Origin of the sequence: Brucella sp. TWI559 (assembly GCF_039674265.1) — a bacterium.
GTDB lineage: Bacteria > Pseudomonadota > Alphaproteobacteria > Rhizobiales > Rhizobiaceae > Brucella > Brucella chromiisoli.
In genome coordinates, this window is sequence record NZ_JBDJNE010000015.1 from 58736 (window position 1) to 81018 (window position 22283).

A 22283-nucleotide genomic window follows, 5' to 3' on the forward strand; every position below is an offset into this window, starting at 1 on the left:
TTGATATGTGAGCTATCAAATATAACAGTCTGAAATTTATATAAAAATTTCTCCGTTGGCGATAATGCCGGAGGCTAACTTGGTTCTCAGCATTCACAATATCTCTGCAGGATATGGCGGTAGACCGGTCCTGGCTGATCTTTCGGTGCAGTTTGCAGCGGGGCGTGTGACTGCGCTTGCAGGCCCTAATGGCTGTGGTAAATCCACGTTACTGAAAGCGATAATGGGTTTTGTGCCGGTTTCAAGCGGCAGGATTTTGCTGAATGACGAGCCGGTCAGTGTCATTGGCAGACGGGCGCTGGCGCGCAGTTTATCATATCTGCCGCAGGAAGCGCATTGTCCTGATTATGTGACGCTGGGTGAATTGGTCGAGATGGGTGGCTATGCGCGTCGTTCGCTGCTGGGTGGGCCATCGAATGAAGACCGCAGATTATATCGTGATGTTCTCGAGATCGTCGGCCTGTCTGCCGAGGCGTCCCGTCCTGTCAGTTCGCTGTCCGGCGGGCAGCGGCAACGCGCATGGGTAGCCATGGTGCTGGCGCAGAATACCGACATTATTCTGATGGATGAGCCGGTTAATCATCTGGATGTCAAATATCAATATGCCGTGCTGGATCTGGTGCGCAAACTCTCGCAGCAATATGGCAAGACGGTTCTGGTGGTACTCCATGACATCAATCTCACCGCAACATTTGCCGATGATGTGGTGATGCTCAAAGACGGACAGATACGGGCAGCAGGCTGTGTTGAAGATGTGATTAATGCCGCCAATATTGAGATGGTTTTTGACATTTCGGCGGATGTGTTTACCCGCAAAGGCCGTATGATCTGCCAGCCTTTCCCAATTGAAGATGACGGGCAGGTGCGATGATGCGACGGTACCTGTTTCTGCTTCTCTCCTTGGTTGCTTTGTTGCTGAGTTTTTATGCTGCACTGGCAACGGGAGATAAATATGCCGCGCCGCAGGAAATTTTAGCTGCACTGAAACAGGCCGCACCGACAAATTATGAAGAGGCGGTTATTGTCCATCAGCGGTTGCCGCGCAGCCTGATTGCTGTCTATGTCGGAGCGTTGATGGCCTGCAGCGGGCTGGTCTTTCAGGGGTTGATCCGCAACCCGCTGGCAAGTTCCTCCACAATGGGGGTCAATGCCGGTGCCACGATGTTTGTGATTGTCGGTGCAATCTATTTCAAGCTGACACTTGAGCAGCAAGGGCTTGCTGCATTGCTGGGCGGGTTCACCGGTTTTGCAGCGTGCCTTACAGTTTCGCGTCTGGCCGGGGGCAGCGCCGCGCCGCGTGGTCTGATGCTGATTTTATCCGGCACGCTGATTGCCATGCTGTTTTCCGGTGTCAGTAATGCGGTGCTGCTCGGACATCCGACCTTGCGCATGGATTATCTGCCCTGGCTGACCGGCAATATCAATCATGCTTATAGTGAGAGATTATATAGCTATGGCTGGATCGGTATTGCAGTTTTACTGGTGCTGCTGGCATTGGCGCGTCCTTTAACGCTGATCCTGCTCGGAGAGGATAAAGCGCGTTCGGCCGGTGTGAATGCGCCTGTTGTGTCTGGTATCGGGCTGTTTTGTGCTATTATCGGTGCAAGTTCTGCGGTTGCCATTTGTGGGCCGATTGGCTTTGTCGGTCTTGTTGTGCCGCATATTGTGCGCCCCTTTACCGGCCAGCATTTCATCTATGCGCTGCCTGCCTGCGCCATGATCGGCGCGGTGATTACCCTGATCGCCGATATTGGTGCGCGCATCGCCTTTCTGCCTTACGTGGTGCATACCGGCGTGATCATGGATCTGCTGGGCGGTCTCGCCTTTATCTGGGTAATACGGCGCTATTACCTGTCCGTATCGGCTCTGAGGCTCTCATGATCCTGGATGTGGCAATAGACGGACGCAAAATCATTCGCCTGCACAATGGACTGGCACTGCGGCAGCGTGATCTGCTGGCTGGCGCGGCGCTGTTTCTTATCATGCTGGCGCTGATCATACTGTCGCTGAATGTCGGGGATATTCATGTTGGCCTGACAGATATTCTGCCGGTGATTTTCGGGCAGGCCGCAGATCATGATCAGAATTATGCCATTCTCACCGTGCGGCTGCCGCGTATCATTCTGGGTTTTATGGCTGGATGGAGTGCGGCACTGGCCGGCGCAGTGCTGCAATCGGTTGCGCGCAATGCGCTGGCCGAGCCGGGATTATTCGGCATCAGCGCCGGTTCCATGACCATGATCCTCATTCTGCTTGCCTTTGCGCCTGCCGCGCCCAAAGCCTATGTGGTACTGGCCGCACTCGGCGGCGGTCTGGCGGTCACCTGTGTGTTGCTGTTGTTGGTTGGCCGCGGCCATGTTGACGGGCTGGCAATCCTGCTGATGGGGATCGCGGTGGGCACGGTTCTTACCTCGGTGGATTCATTTCTGTTGCTCTACTTGCCTGCGGAGCTCTCCTATAATCTGGCAAGCTGGATGGCAGGCTCGCTGTTTCAGGCGAATTGGGAAACGATCCTGTTTTTCCTGCCATTAATCGCTTTAAGCATTATCGGTATCGTGATTTTTGGCGCAGCGCTGAATTGCTATGAGCTGGGCAATCATCTTGCCATGGCACTGGGAGAGCCGGTGCATTTCTCTCGACCGGTCATTTTGTTTTTTGCTGTTCTGCTCAGCGCTTCATCGGTTACAGCCGTAGGGCCGTTGTCTTTTCTTGGCATCCTCGCGCCGCAACTGACCGGTTTTCTCACCGGCGCTACAGGCAGGGCGCGTTTGTTTCTCGCAGCACTCATGGGCGGCAATTTGGTGATTGCTGCCGATATTCTCACACGTCTGTCATTCGGGGGCAGGGTTTCTCTGCCGCTTGGCCTGAGCTTTACCCTGATCGGCGTGCCTCTGTTTCTCGCAATTTTACGCCTCCGGTCTTTTTACCGGAAACGGCAGCAATGAAAGGAACTTCCAGTGATCAAAGTTTTGACAATGGCACTTCTTCTGGGCATGAGCAGTCTTGCAATGGCAGACAGTCACACGCTGACCGATGCCACAGGACGAGAAGTTACCCTGCCGCTTGAGCCGAAACGGATTGTGGTACTGAATGAGCCTGTGGCCACAGTGCCGCTGATTGAGCTTGGGCTGGATCCGGTTGCCAGCCTCGGACGCAATGATGACGGTTCTTACCAGTTCGGCGCGGATTTTATCGACTCCGTGCTTGGCAAAGGAAGAACAAAACCGAAAGGCTTTGGTCTGAACGGTCAGATTGATCTGGAACGGCTGACAGCACTAAAACCTGACGTGATTGTCGGTACTGAATTTGACCTTGATAAAGTTGGTCAGCTTTCCGGTATTGCACCGGTTTATCTGCAGAAATTTGCCAGCGGTGACCTGAGCAATTTTGCTATCGAGCAAGAGCTGGCGCGCATAACTGGTCGCGAAAATATTTTTGAAACTCTGTTGGCGGATTATCAGAAACGGGTAGGCGAGACAAAAGCGCTGGCTGCAGATTCTCATAAAGGCAAGACCTATCTGCTCATTCTGGTGGCTGATCAGCTGAGCGTCATCGGCAGCGGTTCCGGTGCCACACAGGCGCTGGAAGATGCCGGTTTCAAGAAATTCACTGTCGATGAAAGTGCTGCGGCCAATGCCCAGCCGACTTTGATGATGAAGCTCAGTCCTGAGCGCTTCGGTACGCTCAATCCCGATTTGCTGGTGATTATCAGTAGCTGGGCACAGACCGAGCATGATGAGGCAACGATCAAAAAAGCCGTTGGAAAAGTGGTTCCGGGCTGGGAGCAATTTGTACAGCCGGCCAAAGAAGGGCGCGTTCTCTACTTGGATTCTTCCAAAGTTTTCACTCCGAGCTTTGCCAGCGCTAAACACACGCTGGATGCGCTCGATGCATGGCAAAAAGCGAAATAAACGCTGCTAATCAGCACTTTTTCAAGCATCTTATCCAAATGTCAAGGTTGGAAAAGCGGTATGAGTGATCCTCAAAAGACACAAGCTGTGCCAAGTATATGGCAGATCATGAATCCTGTGCGCGGTAAAATCTATTATGCCATGGTTTTATCTGCACTGGCATCGCTGGCCACAGTACTTGCCCTTATTGCGCTGGCATGGGAGGTGCATTTGCTGCTGGTCAATCGGCAGGCTTTTCCGTGGCAGCCGCTTGCCGCTGCTGCCGTTTTTACCGCTTTAGCCTATGTGTTGCGATTACTGGCTTTCAATCAATCGCATTATGCAGCTTTCCGGCTGGAAACAGTGCTGCGTAAAGACTTGTCCGATCATCTTGCACAGGTACCGCTCGGTTATGTGCAGCAAAATGGTGCAGCCGGGCTTGCCAAGGTGATGATGGATGATGTGAAAAACCTGCATGCTTTTGTTGCCGACAGTACACCCCTTTATGCCCGCGCCTATGTATCGCCCGTGCTGACATTTATCGCGCTGTTTATTCTCGACTGGCGGCTGGCGCTCGCTGCCACGGCTGTGCTGGTTGTGGGGCTGGGGATCATTGCCCGCACCATGCGTAATAGCGGCGAGGTGATGCATGAATTTAACCTTGCCCGTGAGCAGGTCAGTGTCTCGGTGGTTGAATATGTGCAAGCAATGCCGGTGGTACGTACTTTCGACAGCGGCACGGCGACTTTCGGGCGCTATCAGCGTGCTTTGCAGGTCTATCTGGATATTGTGCTGAACTGGTATCGCATGGCCGGTTTTCCTGCCCGTTTTTCGCAGGTTATTCTCAATCCCATGCCAACAGTAGCGGTGATGGTCTGGCTTGGCGGCTGGCTGGTAACGCATGACGCACTGGCTGTTTCCACATGGGTGGCTGTGCTGTTGATCTGCACCGGCATGGCGGAATCTCTGCTACCGCTGATGTCGTTGAAACATCTCATTGCCCGCACAGAAATTAGTGTTCACCGTATTAATGAGGTGATGAGCCAGCCGGCTCTGCCGGAAGCAGATGCTGATGCGGCGCAAATGCCCGTTGATGCCAGCGTGCGCTTTGAGCAAGTCGGTTTTCGCTATACAGCTGATGGAGCAATGGTCCTTCAGGATATCAGTTTCACGGCTGCGCCGGGCACAATCACTGCACTTGTCGGACCGTCTGGTGCGGGTAAAACTACAGTCGCGCGGCTGATACCGCGTTTCTGGGATGTAAGTGAAGGAACAATTTTTGTTGGCGGTGCGGATATCCGTAAGATCAGAACCGATGTGCTGATGCAGCAGGTTGCTTTTGTATTTCAGGATACTTTTCTGTTTGCCGATACGATTGCGGCCAATATTCGTTTAGGCCTGCCTGATGCCACGGATGAGGATGTGATCGCTGCGGCAAAAGCCGCACAGGCACACGAATTTATCATGGAACTGCCTTCCGGTTATAACACACTGACGGGGGAGCGTGGTGTGTTTCTCTCCGGCGGACAACGCCAGCGGATTACGATTGCCCGTGCGATTTTGCAAAACCGTCCGATCCTTGTCCTGGATGAGGCAACGGCTTTTGCTGATCCGGAAAATGAGGCGGCATTGCTGGCAGCGCTGTCGCATCTGATGCGGGGCAAGACGGTGCTGATGATTGCGCACCGGCTTTCAACCATCCGCGATGCTGATCAGATACTGGTCTTTGATCATGGGCGTTTGAGTGAAAAAGGCCGTCACGATCAGCTGGTTGCCAATGGCGCTGTCTATGCCCGTTTGTGGGGGCATTATGAAAAAGCACAGGGCTGGGCTCTGATGGGAGACCGCAAATGAGCATGACCACACCCAAAATTACGCCGCTTAAGGATACATGGCGGCAATTAATGCTGACAGCCCGCCATCGTGCACCGCGCCTGCGTGCCAGTATGATCGGTCTCGGTCTTGCGGCCGTTCTGCAAGGTCTGGCGCTGGTGTGTATCATTCCGGTGTTTCGTGCGATTATGCGTGATGGTCAGTGGGCGACAGCGCTTCCATGGGCAGCGCTGATGACTGCTTTTATGGTTGCCAGCACTGTCGTGCGCTGGATGGCGCAGAATTTCGACTATGCCGGTGATATGGTGCTCAACACCCATGAATTGCGCACGGAACTCGGGCAGCAATTGCGTCGTATTCCGCTGGAAGAGTTGCAGGATAAACATTCCGGTGAAATCAATGCCACGCTGCTTGGTAATGTGGATGAAAACCTGACCTATGTGCTGACCATTGCTAATCTGATCGCCAATGCAGTGATTACGCCTTTGACAGTGGCTGTGGTGACACTGTTTATTGATTGGCGCATCGGACTGCTCTTGCTGCTGATCTTTCCTGTATTGCTGCCATTTTATCGCTGGAGACGGCCTGCTTTCGGGCGCGGTATGCGCGCGCTTGCCGATGCCAATGCACAGGCCAGTGCTGAAATGCTGGAATATACGCAAGGGCTTGCAGTGCTGCGTGCCGCCGGTTGTGCCGGTAAAAAATCCGTGCGTCTGCAACATAGTATCGATCATCTGGAAAAAATACAGGCGATTGGCCAGCGCAAAGGTGCCAAGCCCAATCTGATGATTGCCTCGGTCATGGAGCTGGGACTGTTGCTGGTGGTGCTGATCGGCGCCATTCAGGTATTTCAGGGTTCACTCGAAGTTGCAGTTCTGGCTGCTGTGGTGGTGATCATTGTGCGCTTCAGTGAGCCCTTGAGCAGTGTTATTCTGATGACGCTGATTATTGATCTCATGGAAGCTGCATTGCAGAAAATCCAGATTCTACTGGATATTAAACCGTTGCCGCAGCAAGTACCGGAGGAAAAGCCGGAAGCATTTGATGTGAGCTTTGATAATGTGAGTTTCCATTATGCCAGGGCGCCGGAAAAGGCGGCGCTTAAAAACATGAGTGCCACTCTGACGGAACGCAGCCTGACGGCGTTGGTCGGGCCTTCAGGCTCCGGAAAAACTACAATAACGCGGCTTATCCTGCGCCATGCCGATCCGCAGCAAGGCGTGGTGCGGATTGGGGGTAAGGATATTCGCTCCATTGCGCCGGATGTGCTTAATAGTCTGGTTTCTGTGGTGTTTCAGGATGTGTATCTGTTCGACGATACGGTGATGAATAATATCCGTATGGCCAGGCCTTCCGCCACGGATGAGGAGGTGGAATCCGCTGCACGGGCGGCGTATTGCCATGACTTTATCAGCCGATTGCCGGAAGGCTATCAGACCCGCATCGGTGATCTCGGCGGACGTTTATCCGGCGGCGAGCGTCAGCGTATCAGCATTGCTCGCGCTATGCTCAAAGATGCACCGATTGTTATTCTGGATGAGCCGACCGCTGCCCTCGATACGGAAAGTGAGGTGGCGGCGCAGGCGGCAATTGATGCGCTGGTGCGCGAACGCACGGTGATTGTGATTGCGCACCGGCTTTCAACTATCGCTGCGGCAGACCATATTCTGGTGATTGAGGACGGTCAGCTTGCCGAGCAGGGCACGCAGCCGGAACTGCTGAAATCCGGTGGTCGTTTCGCCAAAATGTGGCAGATCCAGCAGCAGACGCAAAGCTGGCACGCAACCAACTGAAAGCCGGAAATACCGGGCTGATCACAACAAATGGCGGTTGAAGAACCGCCATTTGCTCTACCATTCCTGCAGGAAATATGTACTGCCGGCGAGTGCGGTGTCTGTTTTGTGCCAAGGCGGAATCCGCTAATCTAGCATTTAAGCAACGTCTATATTTTCTGGACTTGACTTGCCTAATAAAACCTGATGAAAATTGTCATATTAAATTTATGCGCCACCGTAATGTGGTGTTAATCTGTGCATATTGCGCTTTGAATTTCAGAGTTTTACGCAAATGCAATGAGATGCGGAAGGCAAAATCCGTAGCATATCTTAAAGCCGGTCAGCATCCTTTAGCCGGCTTTTCATAAAGGTGATCACATGGAAAAAGACACGAGCCTGTCCCGTATTAATGACGGGATTGATCCGTTTTCAGGTGTTGCGGATTTTTCTGATGAAAAGCGGGCGACACCGGCCGTGTCTGATTATGAGCAGCAGATCTGGTTGGTGCAGCAGCAGCCCGATCGGGTGCTGAACCGGATTTCAGCATGGCGGCTGGCGGATGATGCGGATATGGCACAGCTGGAACTGGCTGTGCGCCGCGTGGTGCAGAGTGAGCCTGCCTTGAATATGCGCTTTCAGTTTAATGATGATTTTGAACTGGTTAAGACGCCTGCACATAATGCCGTACCTTGCGTGGAAAATATTCAGCTGCTTTCGGCGCAGCATGTGAGCGAGCTGCTGCTGGTGCGGCAGGCAGCACCGTGTGATCTACAGCAGCAGGCACCCTGTCAGGTGCTGCTGACCAATGCAGGTGGGCAAAAGCAGATTGCCTTTATCCTGCATCATATTCTGGATGAAAATATTGATGCCGGTATTTTACTGCAAAAGATTGCGGCAGTGAGCCGCGGCGAAAAGCCATCTCTGCCGATTCAGACATATAAAGCTGTTTTTGTGTCTGCACAGAGCGGCGATACTGTGCTGCCATTTTTGGAGCGCAGCACAAAAGCGGGTATGATCTCAAACGCCGGTCAGGTGTTTAAATCCGGTGCCAGTCAGGCATGGCAGATGTTGCTGCATCAAGATACGCTGCGTTCAGAAAAACTTGAGTTGCAGGATGCCAGTCAGATCAGTGGCTTTATTGCCGAGCAATTTGCCCGGCTGATCAGTCGTCTCGGTGCGCATGAGCGGTTGGTTCTGCGGCTTAATCATGCGGGTAGTCTGAGCAATTTTGTGTTTGGCCGTCATGATGCTGCGGGTCATCTGGCCGGTCAGGTTCGCGAGGTTTTGCAAAAGAGCGGAGCGGCAGGCAATCAACAGAAAGACGACAGGGCGCTGCCTTTGATTGATCTGTCTTTGAGCGGTGAGAGTGATACAGCGTTTCAGGCGGGCTATCCAGTGGTGGAAAAGCTGCTGCTGCCATCCTGTGAGGCGACTGCCGATATTGCGCTGGATATCAGCCGTAAAGATGATCAGCAGCTTTTGCTGACATTGCGCACGGGGTCGAAACTGCTGGATATGGCTGGTGAATTGTTGCTTGATCGGTTGAGTGCTGCCCTGCAAGGCCAAACGTCGGCGGCGGCTGCAACCAGTGCTGCGCAGGCCGAGACAGCACAGGAAAGCAGTTCATATATGGATATTATCTTGTCGGAGTTTCGCCGTGCGCTTGGTGATCCGGCTATACAGGCCGGTGATGACTTTTTTGACTGCGGCGGTCATTCCATGCTGGCAACAAGGGTGATCGGTCGCTTGTTGACTGAGCATGGGCTGGAAGTGCAGTTCAACGATTTCTTTAAATATTCCACGGCTGAAAGTCTGGCATCCCGTATTGTGCCGGTCGGCGCGGCAGATGCCGAGGCACAGGATCAGGCCAGTGCCGGTAATACAGAAACACTTGTGCCTTTGTCCTTTGCACAAATGTCGATGTGGCGCGGTTATGAAGTGTTTGATTATGGTGCGGTTTTCAACCTGCCATTTGCGTTGGATTTCCTTGATGAGGTTGACGAGCAGATTTTTGCCCGTGCTTTTGAGGATATTCTGGTGCGCCATGCCGGTCTGCGCAGTCATTTCTACCGTTCCGGCGACAGTGTGTATCAGCGCGTTGTGCCTGCGGTCGATCTGGATAATTATCAGTGGTTCTGGACCAGCCGCGAGAGTATTGGTGTCGGACTTCATGATGAGATAGGTTACTTGTTTGATCTGTCACGGGAGTTGCCGTTACGACTGCGTTTCATGCGCGATGAGCAGACCGGACGGCAGATCCTGTCTTTCCTGTTCCATCATCTCGCACTGGATGAATGGTCGCTGAACCTGATGATGGATGAGCTGGGCGCAGCCTACCAGGCGCGAATTGAGGGCAGGGCACCGCATTGGGAGCAGGCTGCGCCGTCAATGGCGGCCTTTGCTCGCCGTCAATATGAACAAGGGCTGGATCATCGCCATATTGATTACTGGAAAAATATGCTGAGCACGGCTACGCACGGGCTGAAACTGCCACAAATTGCTGAAGCGAGCGATGCCGAAACAAAGAGCGGTGACGTGGACTGGCTGGACTGCGCCATTGATCAGGAAACTGCCGAAGGGCTGTATAGTCTGGCGCGCGCCAATAATGCTTCGTTGTTCAATGTGATCTACGCCATGATTGCGTTGAGCCTGCATAAAATCGGCAATCTCTCCGATCTTGTTATCGGTACCTCGGCAGACGGGCGTACAGATGCGCATTTCTATGACACGGTCGGTTATTTTACCACTATGGTTGCACATCGTGTGCCGTTTGATGCGGATATGACCGTGGCGGAACTGATTGAAACCTGCCGCGATATTGTGGTTGGTTCCATGCCTTATACGGATATTCCGATTGATATTATCGAAGAATCTTTAGGGATTGTTCCGGGGCGGGATCGTTTCTTTGAGGTCTATGTGCAAATTCATGCGCAAAACAAGCTCAACGGTGCTTTGCCGGACGGGCGTGGTGGCGCCATTCGCTACCGTCAGGTCGATCCAGATAAAGATGAAGCCATGCTAGGCATGCAATTTGAAATTATGGAAGAAAATGTGGGTGATAAGCGCGAGATCAGGCTGATTGTGACTTATCGCAGTGATCGTTTCAACCGTGCGCAGGTACAGAATGTCTGTGATACGTTGAGTAGGATACTGAAGACGGCGGTGCTTAGTGATATGATGAATGAGCAATTATCACAAATAATGATTTAGGAGCGTTATACTACGGTGTAGACTCATAAACTGATGCACCAGATGCGGATAGCGATGAGTTTGACAGCAGCCAGGAAATTGGCCGGGTTTTTGTCGTAACGTGTTGCAATGCCGCGATAGTGCTTGAGGCGGTTAAAGAAGCGCTCGACCAAGTTTCTCTGGCGATTACCCATGGCGAGAACGCAAATACGTCCTTACGGTTTGATTTGGGAGGAATATTGGCCCAGATTTTCCGTTCCGCTGCGGTCTTCCGGATCGTATCGGTATCGTATGCTTTGTCCGCAAGCAGCGTGCCGCCTTCTTTGATGCATTCTAAGAGCCCCTCAGCCTGTGAACAATCAGCGGCCTGTCCACCTGTCAGGCAAAGATTGATCGGACGGCCTTCTGCATCAACAATCGCGTGGATTTTGCTTGTGAGGCCGCCACGGGAGCGTCCCATGCAACCATCGTCGGCATCCCCTTTTTTCCTGTGGCTCCGTGCTGGTGAACGCGGACACAGGTACTGTCGATCATCACAATATCACCGTCATAGGCTTGAGAGACGGCCTCCAGCAGTCGATCCCAGACACCAGCACGTCGCCAACGAACGAACCGGTTGTAGCAAGTCGTTGCAACACCATAGCGCTCAGGGATTTCAGACCATGACGATCCTGTGCGGAAGCGCCATAGAATGCCATTGAGTACCATGCGATCATCGACGCGGGGTACACCACGCGGTTTGCATGGCAACAGCGGCGCAATAATCGACCATTCGCGTTCTTTAAGTTCATAGCGGCGACGTGACATCAAAGACCTCCAAATCCGAGACCTTTGAATCACTAATCCATTCAAATAGCTAGACTATTTATGAGTGCACGGCCTAGAATGCTATCCTTATGCATAAAAAGGAGATGTGCATGCGCAAGGAACTGCCGATAGACACCGCGCCAAAAGATGGCCGCAAAGTCACTGTGGTCTGGATTGATGATGACGATCAACGCAATGAATCCGTAGGCCAATACCGTTCGCTCGATAGGCTGAAAGCGAGCGGCGGCGACTGGGACGAGACCGACACCGGATGGTGGATCTTCACAAACAGCAAAACCCAGCAAAAGATTGAGCCGACCGCGTGGATTTCGGAAACCGACGACGGCGATGATGACAACGAGAATAACTAGCGCCGCTTTGTCAGGACTTTTGGCGTTTAAGCCGTCTTGGCCAGGTGATGCAGGCTTTTGTTCCAACGTTCATAGGCTGTCGCCATGCGCGTGTCGTACTGATTGCGCGCAAAGGCTGGCCCATTATAGCGCCGTGCAAAACTGCGCCAATCTTTCGCCTGCAAGGCTGTTTTCAATCCTGCTTTGTCGATGAAGTTCAGCATCAGTCCGATCTGTCCGCCAATAGAATTGCGTGCCTCGGCCACCAGTTCATCGACGCTGCCATAACCCAGCCATTCCCAATGCGCACCCATAACCTGGCCTAATCCCCATGAGGTGGATTCAAGCGCCGCTTTTTTATGGATAAACATGGCCCGCTCGAGCAGAAGCCAGCGCTCGCTTTGCGTTTTGGGATTGCGAACGCGCCCTGCTTCTGGCGATGACAATCCAGCCTTGCGTGCCTGATCACGCACGCGCCCCGAAAGTCTGCGATCAAAATAGTGACCTTCAAAGCGGATGGCCGGTTCTTGTGCACCTTTGACGTGATAAAGTGCACGGCCGCCACTTTCTACTTCTGCCACTGCGAGAAGGGTTGCAGGCTCAATCCCTGCTTCTTGTGCCAGCGCAATGATTTCTGCGAAAGTATTTGTGTCAAACATCTGGTTTCTCCTGTGAAAATTACAGTGATCGATGCCAGATTGTCGCTGCCCCGGAGGGTCGGGGGATAAATAACTTGAATTTGCCGCGTTCGGGGACTAGTCCGGGATAAATTCAAAAGAGATAGAAACCATGAGCAATCTGCCCTTCACCGTTGCCGCGCTTTATTGCTTTGCACCGCTGCCGCAATATGAAAGCCTGCGTGAGCCGCTGGCTGAGCTTTGCTGCGCGAACGGGATCAAGGGGACGCTGCTGCTTGCTGCTGAAGGGATCAATGGCACGGTTGCTGGAAGTAAGCCTGCCATTGAGAAGCTGATTGCCTTTATTACCGCAATTCCCGCGCTTGCCAATCCTGAACTCAAATATTCCCATGCCAGCGAAATGCCGTTTTACCGCATGAAGGTGCGGTTAAAGCGCGAGATTGTCACCATGGGTGTGGACGGCATTGATCCGCTAAAAAGCGTTGGCACTTATGTTGCGCCCAAGGACTGGAATGCGCTGATTGCCGATGACAACACTGTGGTTGTCGATACACGCAATGATTATGAATATGCCATTGGCACATTCGAAGGCGCGCTTGATCCAAACACCAAGACATTCCGCGAATTCCCGCAATGGGTGGAGCAGAACCGCGACAAGCTTGAAGGCAAGAAGATTGCCATGTTCTGCACCGGCGGCATTCGCTGTGAGAAGGCGACAGCTTTCGTCAAGGGGCTTGGCTTTGACGATGTGTTCCACCTCAAGGGCGGCATTCTGAAATATCTTGAAGAAGTGCCGCGCGAAGAAAGCATGTGGAATGGTGATTGTTTCGTGTTTGATGAACGCGTGGCAATTGGCCATGGTTTGACGGAAAGCGATATCGAGCTTTGCCGTGCCTGCCGCCGTCCAATCACCGCAGAAGACAAGCTTTCGCAGTTTTTTGAGGAAGGCATTTCCTGCGCTGGTTGCTATGACGAGCGCACGCCGGAAGACCGTGCACGTTTTGCGGAACGTGAAAAGCAGGTCCGGCTCGCCAAGCTTCGCGGTTCAAGCCACAAGCATATCGGGCGCTGATCAGCGCCCGTGGGTTCTGATGCCGCATCACGGCTGAGGGGCTGGCAAAACTCAATAACGCGCATTAATGTGACCGTGTTTTCGGAACGATTTGGATTCGTTGCGGAAATTTGGGCGGCTTTTGCATGGGCGCCCGTGTGAAAAGGGTCTGACGGCATCCGGGTCGCGTTTGCTTCCATCATACCCATCATCGCAAGTCAGAGCATTGAGTTTGACACTTGGTGCCTGAACAGGAACAGCGCTGGATGCTCCGGCGTATGATGGTGTTTGTCCGCAATCGGGGACAAAGTGGAGAACGCACATGAAAAAAATACTCGCTGCATTCCTCGTTGTATTCGCTGGAAGTATCGCATCGGTCGCGCAGGCAGCCGAGAAGGTTACCGTTTTTGCCGCCGCCAGCATGAAAGACGTGATTGAGGAAGCCGCCAAGCAGTTCAAGGCCAAGGATGGCACAGAGGTTGTTGCTTCCTTCGCTTCATCTTCGGTTCTGGCAAAGCAGATCGAGCAGGGCGCTCCGGCACAGATTTTCATTTCCGCCGATCTTGACTGGATGGATTATGTCGAAAAAGCTGACCTGATCGACAAAGCATCGCGCAAGGTGATTGCTGGCAATGCGCTGGTGATTGCAACGCAGAAGGACGATGCAAAGGGCGATGCGAAAGACCTTTTGGGCGCTGGTCGTTTTGCCATGGGCGATCCGTCCAATGTTCCGGCAGGCAAATATGGCAAGGCAGCCCTTGAAAAGCTCGGCATTTGGAATGACGTCGAAAAGAACGCCGTGTTCACGGAAAATGTGCGTGTTGCGCTGCAATATGTGAGCCGCGCCGAAGTGAAAGCGGCCATTGTCTATGCATCGGATCGTGCTGTGGTGCCTGATCTGGTTGAAGCCTATCGCTTTCCGGCCTCAAGCCATGCGCCGATCCTTTATCCGGCAGCACTGATCGCCAAGAATGAAAGTAATGCCGCCAAGGCATTCCTTGCGTTCCTTGAAAGCGATGCCGGTCAGGCGATCATCAGGGACAAGGGCTTTGTAGGCGCTAAAGAGGCGGCACAGTAATGATGGAAGGGCATGTCTGGCAGATTGTTGCTCTGTCGCTCCGGGTTGCCGGGATAGCTATTGTTGTGGCGCTGCCAGTCGCCTTTCTTGTTGCGTGGATTCTTGCCCGGTTTAATTTTCCGGGCAAGTCGCTTGCGCAGGCCATTGTCACCATGCCGCTGGTGTTGCCGCCGGTGGTGACGGGTTATCTGCTTTTGATCCTGTTTGGATCGCGGGGTGCGCTTGGCGCACCCTTGCAGGAATGGCTTGGCCTTTCCTTTTCTTTCCGCTGGACGGGGGCCGCCCTTGCTGCTGGCGTCATGGCATTTCCATTGCTTGTTCGCCCGATACGCCTTTCTATCGAAGGGCTGGATCGTGGGCTGGAAGAAGCAGCGCGCACGCTCGGAGCCAACAGGCTGACGGCTTTTTGCACGGTGATATTGCCGCCCTTGCTGCCGGGTATTCTGGCCGGTGGTGTGTTGGGATTTGCCAAGGCATTGGGCGAGTTTGGCGCGACGATCACCTTTGTTTCCAACATTCCCGGCGAGACACAAACGCTTTCGCTGGCTATTTATTCCTTGTTGCAGACGCCAACGGGTGATGCAGAAGCGCTGCGCCTGATTGCGGTTTCCGCAGCCATTTCGATTGGCGCGGTGGTGCTTTCTGAATGGTTGCAGCGCAAGCTCGCAGGAGACGCAAAATGAGCGGGCTTAGCGTTTCTGTCACTGGCCGCAATGGTAAGTTTGCAGTTGAGGCCAATTTTTCAGCCGGTTGGGGCGTGACAGCACTTTTTGGTCATTCGGGTGCTGGCAAGACCTCGCTGCTCAAGATGATTGCTGGTACATTACGCCCGGAAACCGGGCGGATAGCGATTGGCGATTTCGTGCTTTTCGATGCCCAAAAGGCTATCAACCTGCCGCCCGAAAAGCGCCGTATCGGTTATGTTTTTCAGGAGGCACGGCTGTTTCCGCATATGAGTGTGAAGGGCAATCTCACTTATGCGCGCTGGGCTGGCCGCCGTGAAACGACCCGCAGCCTTGATGAGGTCGTCGCGCTTTTGGGCATTGATCACTTGCTCAATCGTCGTCCGGCAACCCTTTCAGGCGGTGAACGCCAGCGTGTGGCCATTGGCCGTGCGCTTTTGTCCGATCCTGCACTTTTGCTGCTCGACGAACCTCTGTCGTCGCTTGACCATGCCCGCAGGCAGGAAATATTACCCTTTATCGAACGGCTTCGCGATGAAAGCCATGTGCCGATTGTCTATGTGAGTCATGAAATCGAAGAGGTCGCCCGGCTTGCCGATGAGATCGTGCTGTTGGCGGCTGGCAAAGTGAAGGCCAGCGGCCCGGCTGCCGAGATTTTCCCGCTGATCGACCCGGAAGGCGACAGCGGTGGTGTGCTTCTCGAGGGCACTGTTGCAAAGTACGATGCCGGATATGAGCTGGCCGAAATCAACCTAGATGGTGCAACATTTCAACTCGGTGATGCTGGCTTACGCGAAAATATGCATGTGCGGCTGCGGGTTCGTGCGCGGGATGTTTCCATCGCCCGTATTGTTCCAGATTCCATCAGTATTCGTAATATCCTGCCTGTTACCATCCGAAAAATTATTGGCGCTGACGGGCCGAATGCGCTGTTGGAACTGGATTTTCAAGGGCGACGTCTGGGGGCACGGCTGACGCGACGTTCGGTTGATGAGCTTGCGCTTCGGGAAGGGGAGCATGTCACCGCGCTGGTCAAAGCTGTCTCCGTGGATCGTGCCGCAATAAGAGAAAAATAAGGGTGACAATTTTCCTGTTTGCGTGATCCGTCTTTTATGCTCCTGTCTGAAAACAGCGTATCCCGAAAAGTGTGAAGCGGCTTTCGGATAAGATGTGCGTGAGAATAATAAGTGAAAGCGCCGATCTGATGAATTCAGATCGAAACACGCTCTAAACGGGAGCATGACATGACTGATTTGCAGAACTGGACCACCCGAGCGAAGCCGGAGCGCAAGGCGCTGGAGGGCCGCTATGTCAGGCTTGAGCCACTTGATGCACAAAAGCATGGTGACGAGCTTTTTGCGGCCTCGTCGGTTGAGGATGCGGATCAGCGTTTTACCTGGCTGTTCGAGGTTCCACCTGCAACGCGTGAGGCTTTTCAGCCATGGCTTGAAAAGGCGTCGAGCAATGAAGATTCCTTGTTCTTCGCGGTTGTCGATAAAGCAACCGGCAAGGTCGCTGGTCGTCAGGCGCTGATGCGTATTGATCCGCTTCATGGTGTAATTGAGATTGGAAGTGTCTATTGGGGGCCGCTGATTTCACGCAAGCCGGCTGCAACGGAAGCACAGTTTCTGTTTATGCAGTATGTTTTCGATGAGCTTGGCTATCGCCGCTATGAGTGGAAATGCAACGATGAAAATGCGCCTTCCAAGCGTGCAGCGACACGTTTTGGTTTTACGTTTGAAGGCACGTTTCGCCAGCATATGGTCGTGAAGGGCAAAAACCGCGATACATCCTGGTTTTCCATCATCGATAGTGAATGGCCTGCATTAAAGAATGCCTATCAGGCATGGCTTGCGCCCGAAAATTTTGATAGTGACGGTCAGCAGATCAGAAAGTTAGAGGATTTTCGCATTGGTGGCTGAACCGAAGAAGAGCAATCCGGCAATCGCCGCAGCCGTCATTCTGGTCGGCTTCGGCGTTATCGCTTATTTTGTGCCGACTATCATGTTGATGCTTGGCGAGCGTTCGCAGATTGCCGCCGTCATCTTTCCGATCGTCTTCGTGTTGAGCTTTTTCGCGATATTCTGGTTGCGCGCGCGCTATCAGAAGAAAATTAATAGCTCAAAGCAGCACTAAGCAGCAATGCGCCGGTCAAGGCGATAAACAGTGCTGCCGCAACTTCAATTCCAGCTTTCAGCCTGCCGGAAGCCGCATTGTGTCCCGCAATGCGCAGGGCTGTATTTTTGGCGGTGACGGCAAGGGTTGCGAGTGCTGCAACCGTTATAAATGTGCCAAAGGCCATTGCGAAGGTTGAGAGCAAGCCACCAAGCAAAATGCCATTCAAAAGCGAGAATGTGAGCACGATCAGTGCACCCGAGCAGGGGCGCAGACCGACGGACAGAATGGCGGACCATGCCGTTTTCCAGTTAAATTCGCCTTCTAGGGCTGATGGATCGGCAATATGGGCACTGCCGCAGTCTGCGCAGATATCGCCTTCGCCGATAAAGACGTGATCCGCCGCGGCATTGGCGGGTTTGTAATTCAGCTTGACGGTGCTGCTTGTGGCTGCTGCGCGTGTGCTTTGCGAAACGCTGCCCTGCCATGCAGGACCACTGGCCATTGCAGTCTGAGGCGATGCCGCAAAAAGAGTGCTTGTCGGAGATGGTTCGGCGCTGTCGCGTTTCCGAAACAGAAGCGGCAGCTTGCGGATCAGAAGCCAGAGGCCAAAGAACAGCACCAGTGCAAAGCTCGCTATTTCCATATAGCGCGCCGTCTGGTTCATCGAAATTCCGGTGCCGCGCAGCAAAAGCCATGCAAGTCCCACCACAATAATCGCAACGATGGCCTGTAACATCGACGAGACGAAAGACAGCATGATACCGCGGCGCAGCGCCGTTTCATTGGCGATCATGTAAGATGAAATCACCGCCTTGCCGTGGCCGGGGCCGGCGGCATGGAAAATACCATAAATGAAGGAAAGGCCGATCAGCACCGATGCCTGCCATGGGTCTTCACGCATGGCTTTGAGCGCGGTGGTCATGGCGAGATAGAAGCTGCGCTGCTGTTCATTCATCCATAAAATGATATGCGCAAAAGGTCCGGTCGGTTTCATGGCGACTTCATTGGCACCGATGCCCAATGATGATTGTGCCAGAGCGTTGGCGGCGATCATCATAAGGCAGGCTGTGAGAATGAAACGGACCGAATTCTTCATAAGGCTGTTTATCCCTTTTTCTCGCAGTGTATCTCAAGGCGGGTGGCGAAAATCTTTGACATATCTGTGCCAGCCGGATCATTGAAAAAGGCGTCTGTCAGTGTGCCCTGATTTTGCGCAAGGGCTTCATCGGGGTCAGGGCGCACCACCTTGGATTTGCAGCCCGCAGGCAGACCTTTGACGACAAGTTCCTTGTCACTCACATAGTCGATGGCCGTATAAAAGGTCGGATCATACACACCGAAGCTGACCGTGTGTCCGGGTTCAAGCTTCAGTGGCTTTTCTGGTTTGCTGGTAAAAACGATCAGCAGATGATTGTCGGAGAAGTCTGCGGCCAAGTCGGTGGGGCGCGCCATTTTGACATCTTTTCCGTCCGCAAGCACAGTCTGAAAATATTTGTATTCGGCGATAGAGCCGTTGATCACATGACCAAGGTCAATCAGCTCATTTCTGTCAAGCTGCAAATCACCGTTCTTGTCAAACTCCATCAAAACAGTTGATGAAAACACATCATCGAAACGCCAAATATGCGCGAGCTTTTCCACCGTGCCGTCCGGCGCAATCGTCAGCTCCAGCCTTGCATCGGCAAAGACATGCGGATGCGCTTTCGCAGCCATGGGCGTCAACACTGTGGTCAGTGTTACGGCAAGGACAATCGGGCGTTTCAGCCATGAGCGCAAATCGTGCATATAGGGGTTCCGTGAATTCGTCTCTAACGCATAGTCGTGAAGGCGGCAAAAGTGGGACGAGTGCAGCCTTTTCTATGCACGGGCTTCACGATCCTTGAACCATTGGGTCAGGAAGTCCACAAGCGCGCGGATTTTGGCCGGGAGGTAGCGGCGATGCGGATAGACGGCATAAATACCGCCGTCCTTGACGATAAACTCCTCAAGACAAGGAATGAGGCGACCCCGCTCGATTTCTTCTTCTGCAATAAAGGCCGGAAGCGAGCAAAAACCAAGTCCTGCAAGTGCGGCAGTTTTGGTTGCAACCGGGCTGTTGATTTCAATCGGGCCATTGACCGTTACCGTCATCATTGAGCCGTCAGTATTGCGGAAATGCCAGTTGTTGCGTGAGCGCGCATTGGTATCAATGATACAAGGCTTGTCAGCCAGATCTTCCGGGCGTTCCGGCTTACCAACGCGTTCGATCAGGGATGGCGCACCACAAAGCACGGAATGGAAAGGCGAAAGCCTTTTGGCGATGAGAGAAGAGTCTTGCAGGCGCGTAATGCGGATTGCGAGGTCAAAACCTTCTTCCACCATATCAACGAAACGATCATCCAGCCGCACGTCGAGCACGATTTCCGGATGGGCCAGACAGAAATCGATCAGCGATTGCCCGATCACCGCATCGGCAAAGGTGCGCGGCGCTGAAAGCTTGATGCGACCGCGCGCATCCGAGCTTGTTTCGCTGACGGCATCCTGCAACGCATCAATCTCGCGAATGATCTCAACCGCACGGTGGTAATAGGTATGGCCTGCTTCTGTCAGCGAGAACTGGCGTGTTGTGCGGTTTAAAAGTCGTGCGCCGAGCTCGTCTTCCAGCTCACGCACATATTTGGAAAGCAGCGCCTTGGATCGTCCGATCTTTCGCGCAGCAGCCGAAAAGCCCTCTGCTTCGACCACGTCGATGAATGCGCGCATACGTGTAAGGGTATCCATGGCCTGGTCCTGTTTTTCAAGAATGTGTCGATAGAGTGCAATCAGCATCCGGTACGGTTGGCAAGGTGCGCGCCGCATTGTCGCCAATGATTGTTTCCAATTGTTGTGTGAAACGCGTGCTGTCGCTGCTTTGGCGGGCAACTGATTCGGTCAAAATTTGCCGATTTCTGCGCCCATTTGGCATTCCGGCCACGTCAGAAATGCTTTTTACAGCCACACGCTCACCTTTAGGCCGTCCGCCTTCCGCTGAGGGCAGGGGCTTTTCGGGCTTTGCGATGATCGCGTTAAGCGGATCGAAAGGCGTCATTGTTCACAACCAGCGACGAGATTCCGGGGATATAGTCAATTAAAGCTTAAGCTTTGCGGTAGAATGTTTCACTATTATTGAACAATGGCAAGCGCAGCGGGTGGATTACCCGCCGTAAAAATAATTTTGCCGCGACAAAGATTTGTCATTGAATGGACACATCATTGCGATTATATCGCCCTTGCCCAAAGTCGCACGTGCCTGTGGGTGTCCGCCGATCCTCGAATGGTGAGGAATTCGGTACGGTACCTGGACCTAACCGCTCCAGTCGATCTGTAGGCCAACCGCCAGATCGAGGACATCTTGAAGCAACGACGGTGCGGGCCTTTCTAGTGTCTTTCGGCTGTCCAAAAGCCGGAATTACTGAAGAGGCACACCTTCATTGCCAGAAGTGCGGATGCGGTTCTCCAATTCCAATCCAAGGCAGACAAAGCGGAGTAACGCGGGTTTAGCGTTGTTCCACCGCCGCATGAGTTTTCGCGTGACCTCAGCATCTCCAAAGGCTGGCCTCACCGCGAATTCGCTTATGCATACTTTGTCCCTTAGAATGCGGCATCAGAATAAGCCGTGCGGGAGAACGACCATGGCTACACAGCGTATTATCGACTTCCTCAACACCCGCCGCCCGGATGGCCCTTGCCTCGTCGTTGACACCGACGTCGTGCGCGAAAACTATCAGAATTTTGAAAAGGCATTGCCTTACTCGCGCATTTTCTATGCTGTGAAGGCAAATCCTGCGCCGGAAGTGCTGAGTCTTCTTGCATCGCTTGGCTCGTGCTTCGATACGGCATCGATTGCCGAAATCGAAATGGCACTGGAAGCAGGCAGCACCCCAAACCGCATCTCTTATGGCAACACCATCAAGAAGGAGCGCGATGTTGCGCGCGCTTTCGAACTGGGCATCCGCCTCTTTGCCGTTGATTGTGTTGAAGAAGTCGAAAAGGTTGCACGTGCTGCTCCCGGCAGTCGCGTGTTCTGCCGCGTGCTTACGGATGGTGAAGGCGCTGAATGGCCGCTGTCACGCAAGTTCGGTTGCGTGCCTGCCATGGCTATCGACGTGCTGCGTCATGCAAAGTCGCTCGGTCTCGATTCCTATGGTGTATCGTTCCATGTCGGCTCGCAGCAGACGGATCTGAGTGCATGGGATCGCGCGCTTGGCGATGCTGCATCGGTGTTCCGCACGCTGGCTGACGAAGGCATTGTGCTGCGCATGGTGAATATGGGTGGCGGTTTCCCAACCCGTTACCTCAAGGACGTGCCGACCGCTCAGGCCTACGGCATGGCGATCTTCGATGCGCTTTCAAAGCATTTCGGCAACCGCATTCCGGAAACCATCATTGAACCGGGCCGCGGCATGGTTGGCAATGCAGGCGTGATCAAGACAGAAGTGGTTCTGGTTTCGCGCAAGTCGGACAATGACAATGTGCGTTGGGTTTATCTCGACATCGGCAAATTCGGCGGTCTGGCCGAAACCATGGACGAGGCGATCCGCTATCAGATTGTGACCCCACGCGATGGCGGTGAAACCGAGCCTTGTGTACTGGCTGGCCCAACCTGCGACAGCGCGGATGTCATGTATGAAAAGACGCCATATCCGTTGCCAGTGTCGCTGACCATCGGTGATGAAATTCTCATCGAAGGCACAGGTGCTTATACCACCACCTATTCGTCGGTGGCATTCAACGGCTTCGAACCGCTCCGATCCTACGTCATCTAATCTTTCAGACAACTGAAAGGTTCTCTTCATCTGCCCGGCGCTGCAATGCGCTGGGCGGGATGTGTTGCTGCCCGTATTGGGGTGAGA

20 protein-coding genes and 1 pseudogene are annotated in these 22283 nt (G+C 53.4%); 15 read left to right on the forward strand and 6 right to left on the reverse strand.

The window, feature by feature from the left end; all coding sequences use genetic code 11:
- Positions 1-64: 64 nt before the first annotated feature.
- From ABE530_RS15950 to ABE530_RS15980, 7 genes are all read left to right on the forward strand, one after another.
- Positions 65-871: an ABC transporter ATP-binding protein gene (locus tag ABE530_RS15950; protein ID WP_499695155.1), complete on the forward strand. Its 807-nt coding sequence runs from the start codon at positions 65-67 to the stop codon at positions 869-871.
- Complete coding sequence (locus ABE530_RS15955; RefSeq protein WP_499695156.1) at positions 868-1881, forward strand: FecCD family ABC transporter permease; 1014 nt, start codon at positions 868-870, stop codon at positions 1879-1881. Before ABE530_RS15950 ends, ABE530_RS15955 begins: the two co-directional genes overlap by 4 nt.
- On the forward strand, positions 1878-2945 hold the full coding sequence (locus ABE530_RS15960; protein WP_499695157.1) for a FecCD family ABC transporter permease: 1068 nt from the start codon (positions 1878-1880) through the stop codon (positions 2943-2945). The genes ABE530_RS15955 and ABE530_RS15960 overlap by 4 nt, the downstream gene beginning before the upstream one ends.
- A gap of 12 nt (positions 2946-2957) precedes the next feature.
- Positions 2958-3911 carry an ABC transporter substrate-binding protein gene (locus ABE530_RS15965; protein WP_499695158.1) on the forward strand — a complete coding sequence of 318 codons (954 nt, stop codon included), beginning with the start codon at positions 2958-2960 and terminating at the stop codon, positions 3909-3911.
- A gap of 60 nt (positions 3912-3971) precedes the next feature.
- Positions 3972-5744, forward strand: coding sequence for an ABC transporter ATP-binding protein (locus tag ABE530_RS15970; RefSeq protein WP_499695159.1), 1773 nt, complete (start codon positions 3972-3974; stop codon positions 5742-5744).
- Positions 5741-7516, forward strand: coding sequence for an ABC transporter ATP-binding protein (locus ABE530_RS15975; RefSeq protein WP_499695160.1), 1776 nt, complete (start codon positions 5741-5743; stop codon positions 7514-7516). The genes ABE530_RS15970 and ABE530_RS15975 overlap by 4 nt, the downstream gene beginning before the upstream one ends.
- Before the next feature lie 360 nt (positions 7517-7876).
- Positions 7877-10708 (forward strand): condensation domain-containing protein, encoded by a 2832-nt coding sequence (locus tag ABE530_RS15980; protein WP_499695161.1) that lies wholly within the window; start codon positions 7877-7879, stop codon positions 10706-10708.
- A gap of 23 nt (positions 10709-10731) precedes the next feature.
- On the opposite strand, the pseudogene ABE530_RS15985 reads toward ABE530_RS15980, so the two are convergent.
- A pseudogene (locus tag ABE530_RS15985) lies at positions 10732-11494 on the reverse strand (IS5 family transposase).
- 110 nt (positions 11495-11604) lie between these two features.
- On the opposite strand from ABE530_RS15985, the gene ABE530_RS15990 reads away from it, so the two are divergent.
- Entirely contained in the window at positions 11605-11865 is a 261-nt protein-coding gene (locus tag ABE530_RS15990; RefSeq protein ID WP_499695162.1) for a hypothetical protein, read from the forward strand.
- 26 nt (positions 11866-11891) lie between these two features.
- Here the strand turns inward: ABE530_RS15990 and ABE530_RS15995 are convergent, their stop codons facing one another.
- Positions 11892-12503: an N-acetylmuramidase family protein gene (locus ABE530_RS15995; protein ID WP_499695163.1), complete on the reverse strand. Its 612-nt coding sequence runs from the start codon at positions 12501-12503 to the stop codon at positions 11892-11894.
- A 130-nt stretch (positions 12504-12633) separates the two neighbouring features.
- Between ABE530_RS15995 and trhO the strand changes: the two genes are divergently transcribed.
- The 6 genes from trhO to ABE530_RS16025 all read left to right on the forward strand — a co-directional run bounded on the left by trhO (position 12634) and on the right by ABE530_RS16025 (position 17430).
- Positions 12634-13554, forward strand: a complete 921-nt coding sequence (trhO, locus tag ABE530_RS16000) for an oxygen-dependent tRNA uridine(34) hydroxylase TrhO (RefSeq protein WP_265986432.1) — start codon at positions 12634-12636, stop codon at positions 13552-13554.
- A 301-nt stretch (positions 13555-13855) separates the two neighbouring features.
- The gene (gene modA / locus ABE530_RS16005; protein ID WP_265986431.1) at positions 13856-14611 is read left to right on the forward strand and encodes a molybdate ABC transporter substrate-binding protein; all 756 of its coding nucleotides are present in this window, start codon (positions 13856-13858) and stop codon (positions 14609-14611) included.
- The gene (gene modB / locus ABE530_RS16010; RefSeq protein ID WP_499695164.1) at positions 14611-15294 is read left to right on the forward strand and encodes a molybdate ABC transporter permease subunit; all 684 of its coding nucleotides are present in this window, start codon (positions 14611-14613) and stop codon (positions 15292-15294) included. The genes modA and modB overlap by 1 nt, the downstream gene beginning before the upstream one ends.
- Positions 15291-16370, forward strand: coding sequence for a molybdenum ABC transporter ATP-binding protein (gene modC, locus ABE530_RS16015; RefSeq protein WP_499695165.1), 1080 nt, complete (start codon positions 15291-15293; stop codon positions 16368-16370). Before modB ends, modC begins: the two co-directional genes overlap by 4 nt.
- A 168-nt stretch (positions 16371-16538) precedes the next feature.
- Positions 16539-17216 (forward strand): GNAT family N-acetyltransferase, encoded by a 678-nt coding sequence (locus tag ABE530_RS16020; RefSeq protein ID WP_396998541.1) that lies wholly within the window; start codon positions 16539-16541, stop codon positions 17214-17216.
- Entirely contained in the window at positions 17209-17430 is a 222-nt protein-coding gene (locus ABE530_RS16025) for a hypothetical protein (RefSeq protein ID WP_499695166.1), read from the forward strand. The genes ABE530_RS16020 and ABE530_RS16025 overlap by 8 nt, the downstream gene beginning before the upstream one ends.
- Here the strand turns inward: ABE530_RS16025 and ABE530_RS16030 are convergent.
- The 4 genes from ABE530_RS16030 to ABE530_RS16045 form a co-directional block, all read right to left on the reverse strand.
- Positions 17408-18508, reverse strand: a complete 1101-nt coding sequence (locus ABE530_RS16030) for a nickel/cobalt transporter (RefSeq protein WP_396998545.1) — start codon at positions 18506-18508, stop codon at positions 17408-17410. The two genes, ABE530_RS16025 and ABE530_RS16030, sit on opposite strands and share 23 nt — an antisense overlap.
- Positions 18509-18516: 8 nt before the next feature.
- Positions 18517-19197 carry a DUF1007 family protein gene (locus ABE530_RS16035; protein WP_265986425.1) on the reverse strand — a complete coding sequence of 227 codons (681 nt, stop codon included), beginning with the start codon at positions 19195-19197 and terminating at the stop codon, positions 18517-18519.
- A gap of 72 nt (positions 19198-19269) precedes the next feature.
- The gene (locus ABE530_RS16040) at positions 19270-20172 is read right to left on the reverse strand and encodes a LysR family transcriptional regulator (RefSeq protein ID WP_265986424.1); all 903 of its coding nucleotides are present in this window, start codon (positions 20170-20172) and stop codon (positions 19270-19272) included.
- A gap of 16 nt (positions 20173-20188) precedes the next feature.
- On the reverse strand, positions 20189-20479 hold the full coding sequence (locus ABE530_RS16045) for a hypothetical protein (RefSeq protein ID WP_499695167.1): 291 nt from the start codon (positions 20477-20479) through the stop codon (positions 20189-20191).
- Positions 20480-21062: 583 nt separating this feature from the next.
- On the opposite strand from ABE530_RS16045, the gene ABE530_RS16050 reads away from it, so the two are divergent.
- The gene (locus tag ABE530_RS16050; protein ID WP_265986422.1) at positions 21063-22196 is read left to right on the forward strand and encodes a type III PLP-dependent enzyme; all 1134 of its coding nucleotides are present in this window, start codon (positions 21063-21065) and stop codon (positions 22194-22196) included.
- Positions 22197-22283 lie beyond the last annotated feature (87 nt).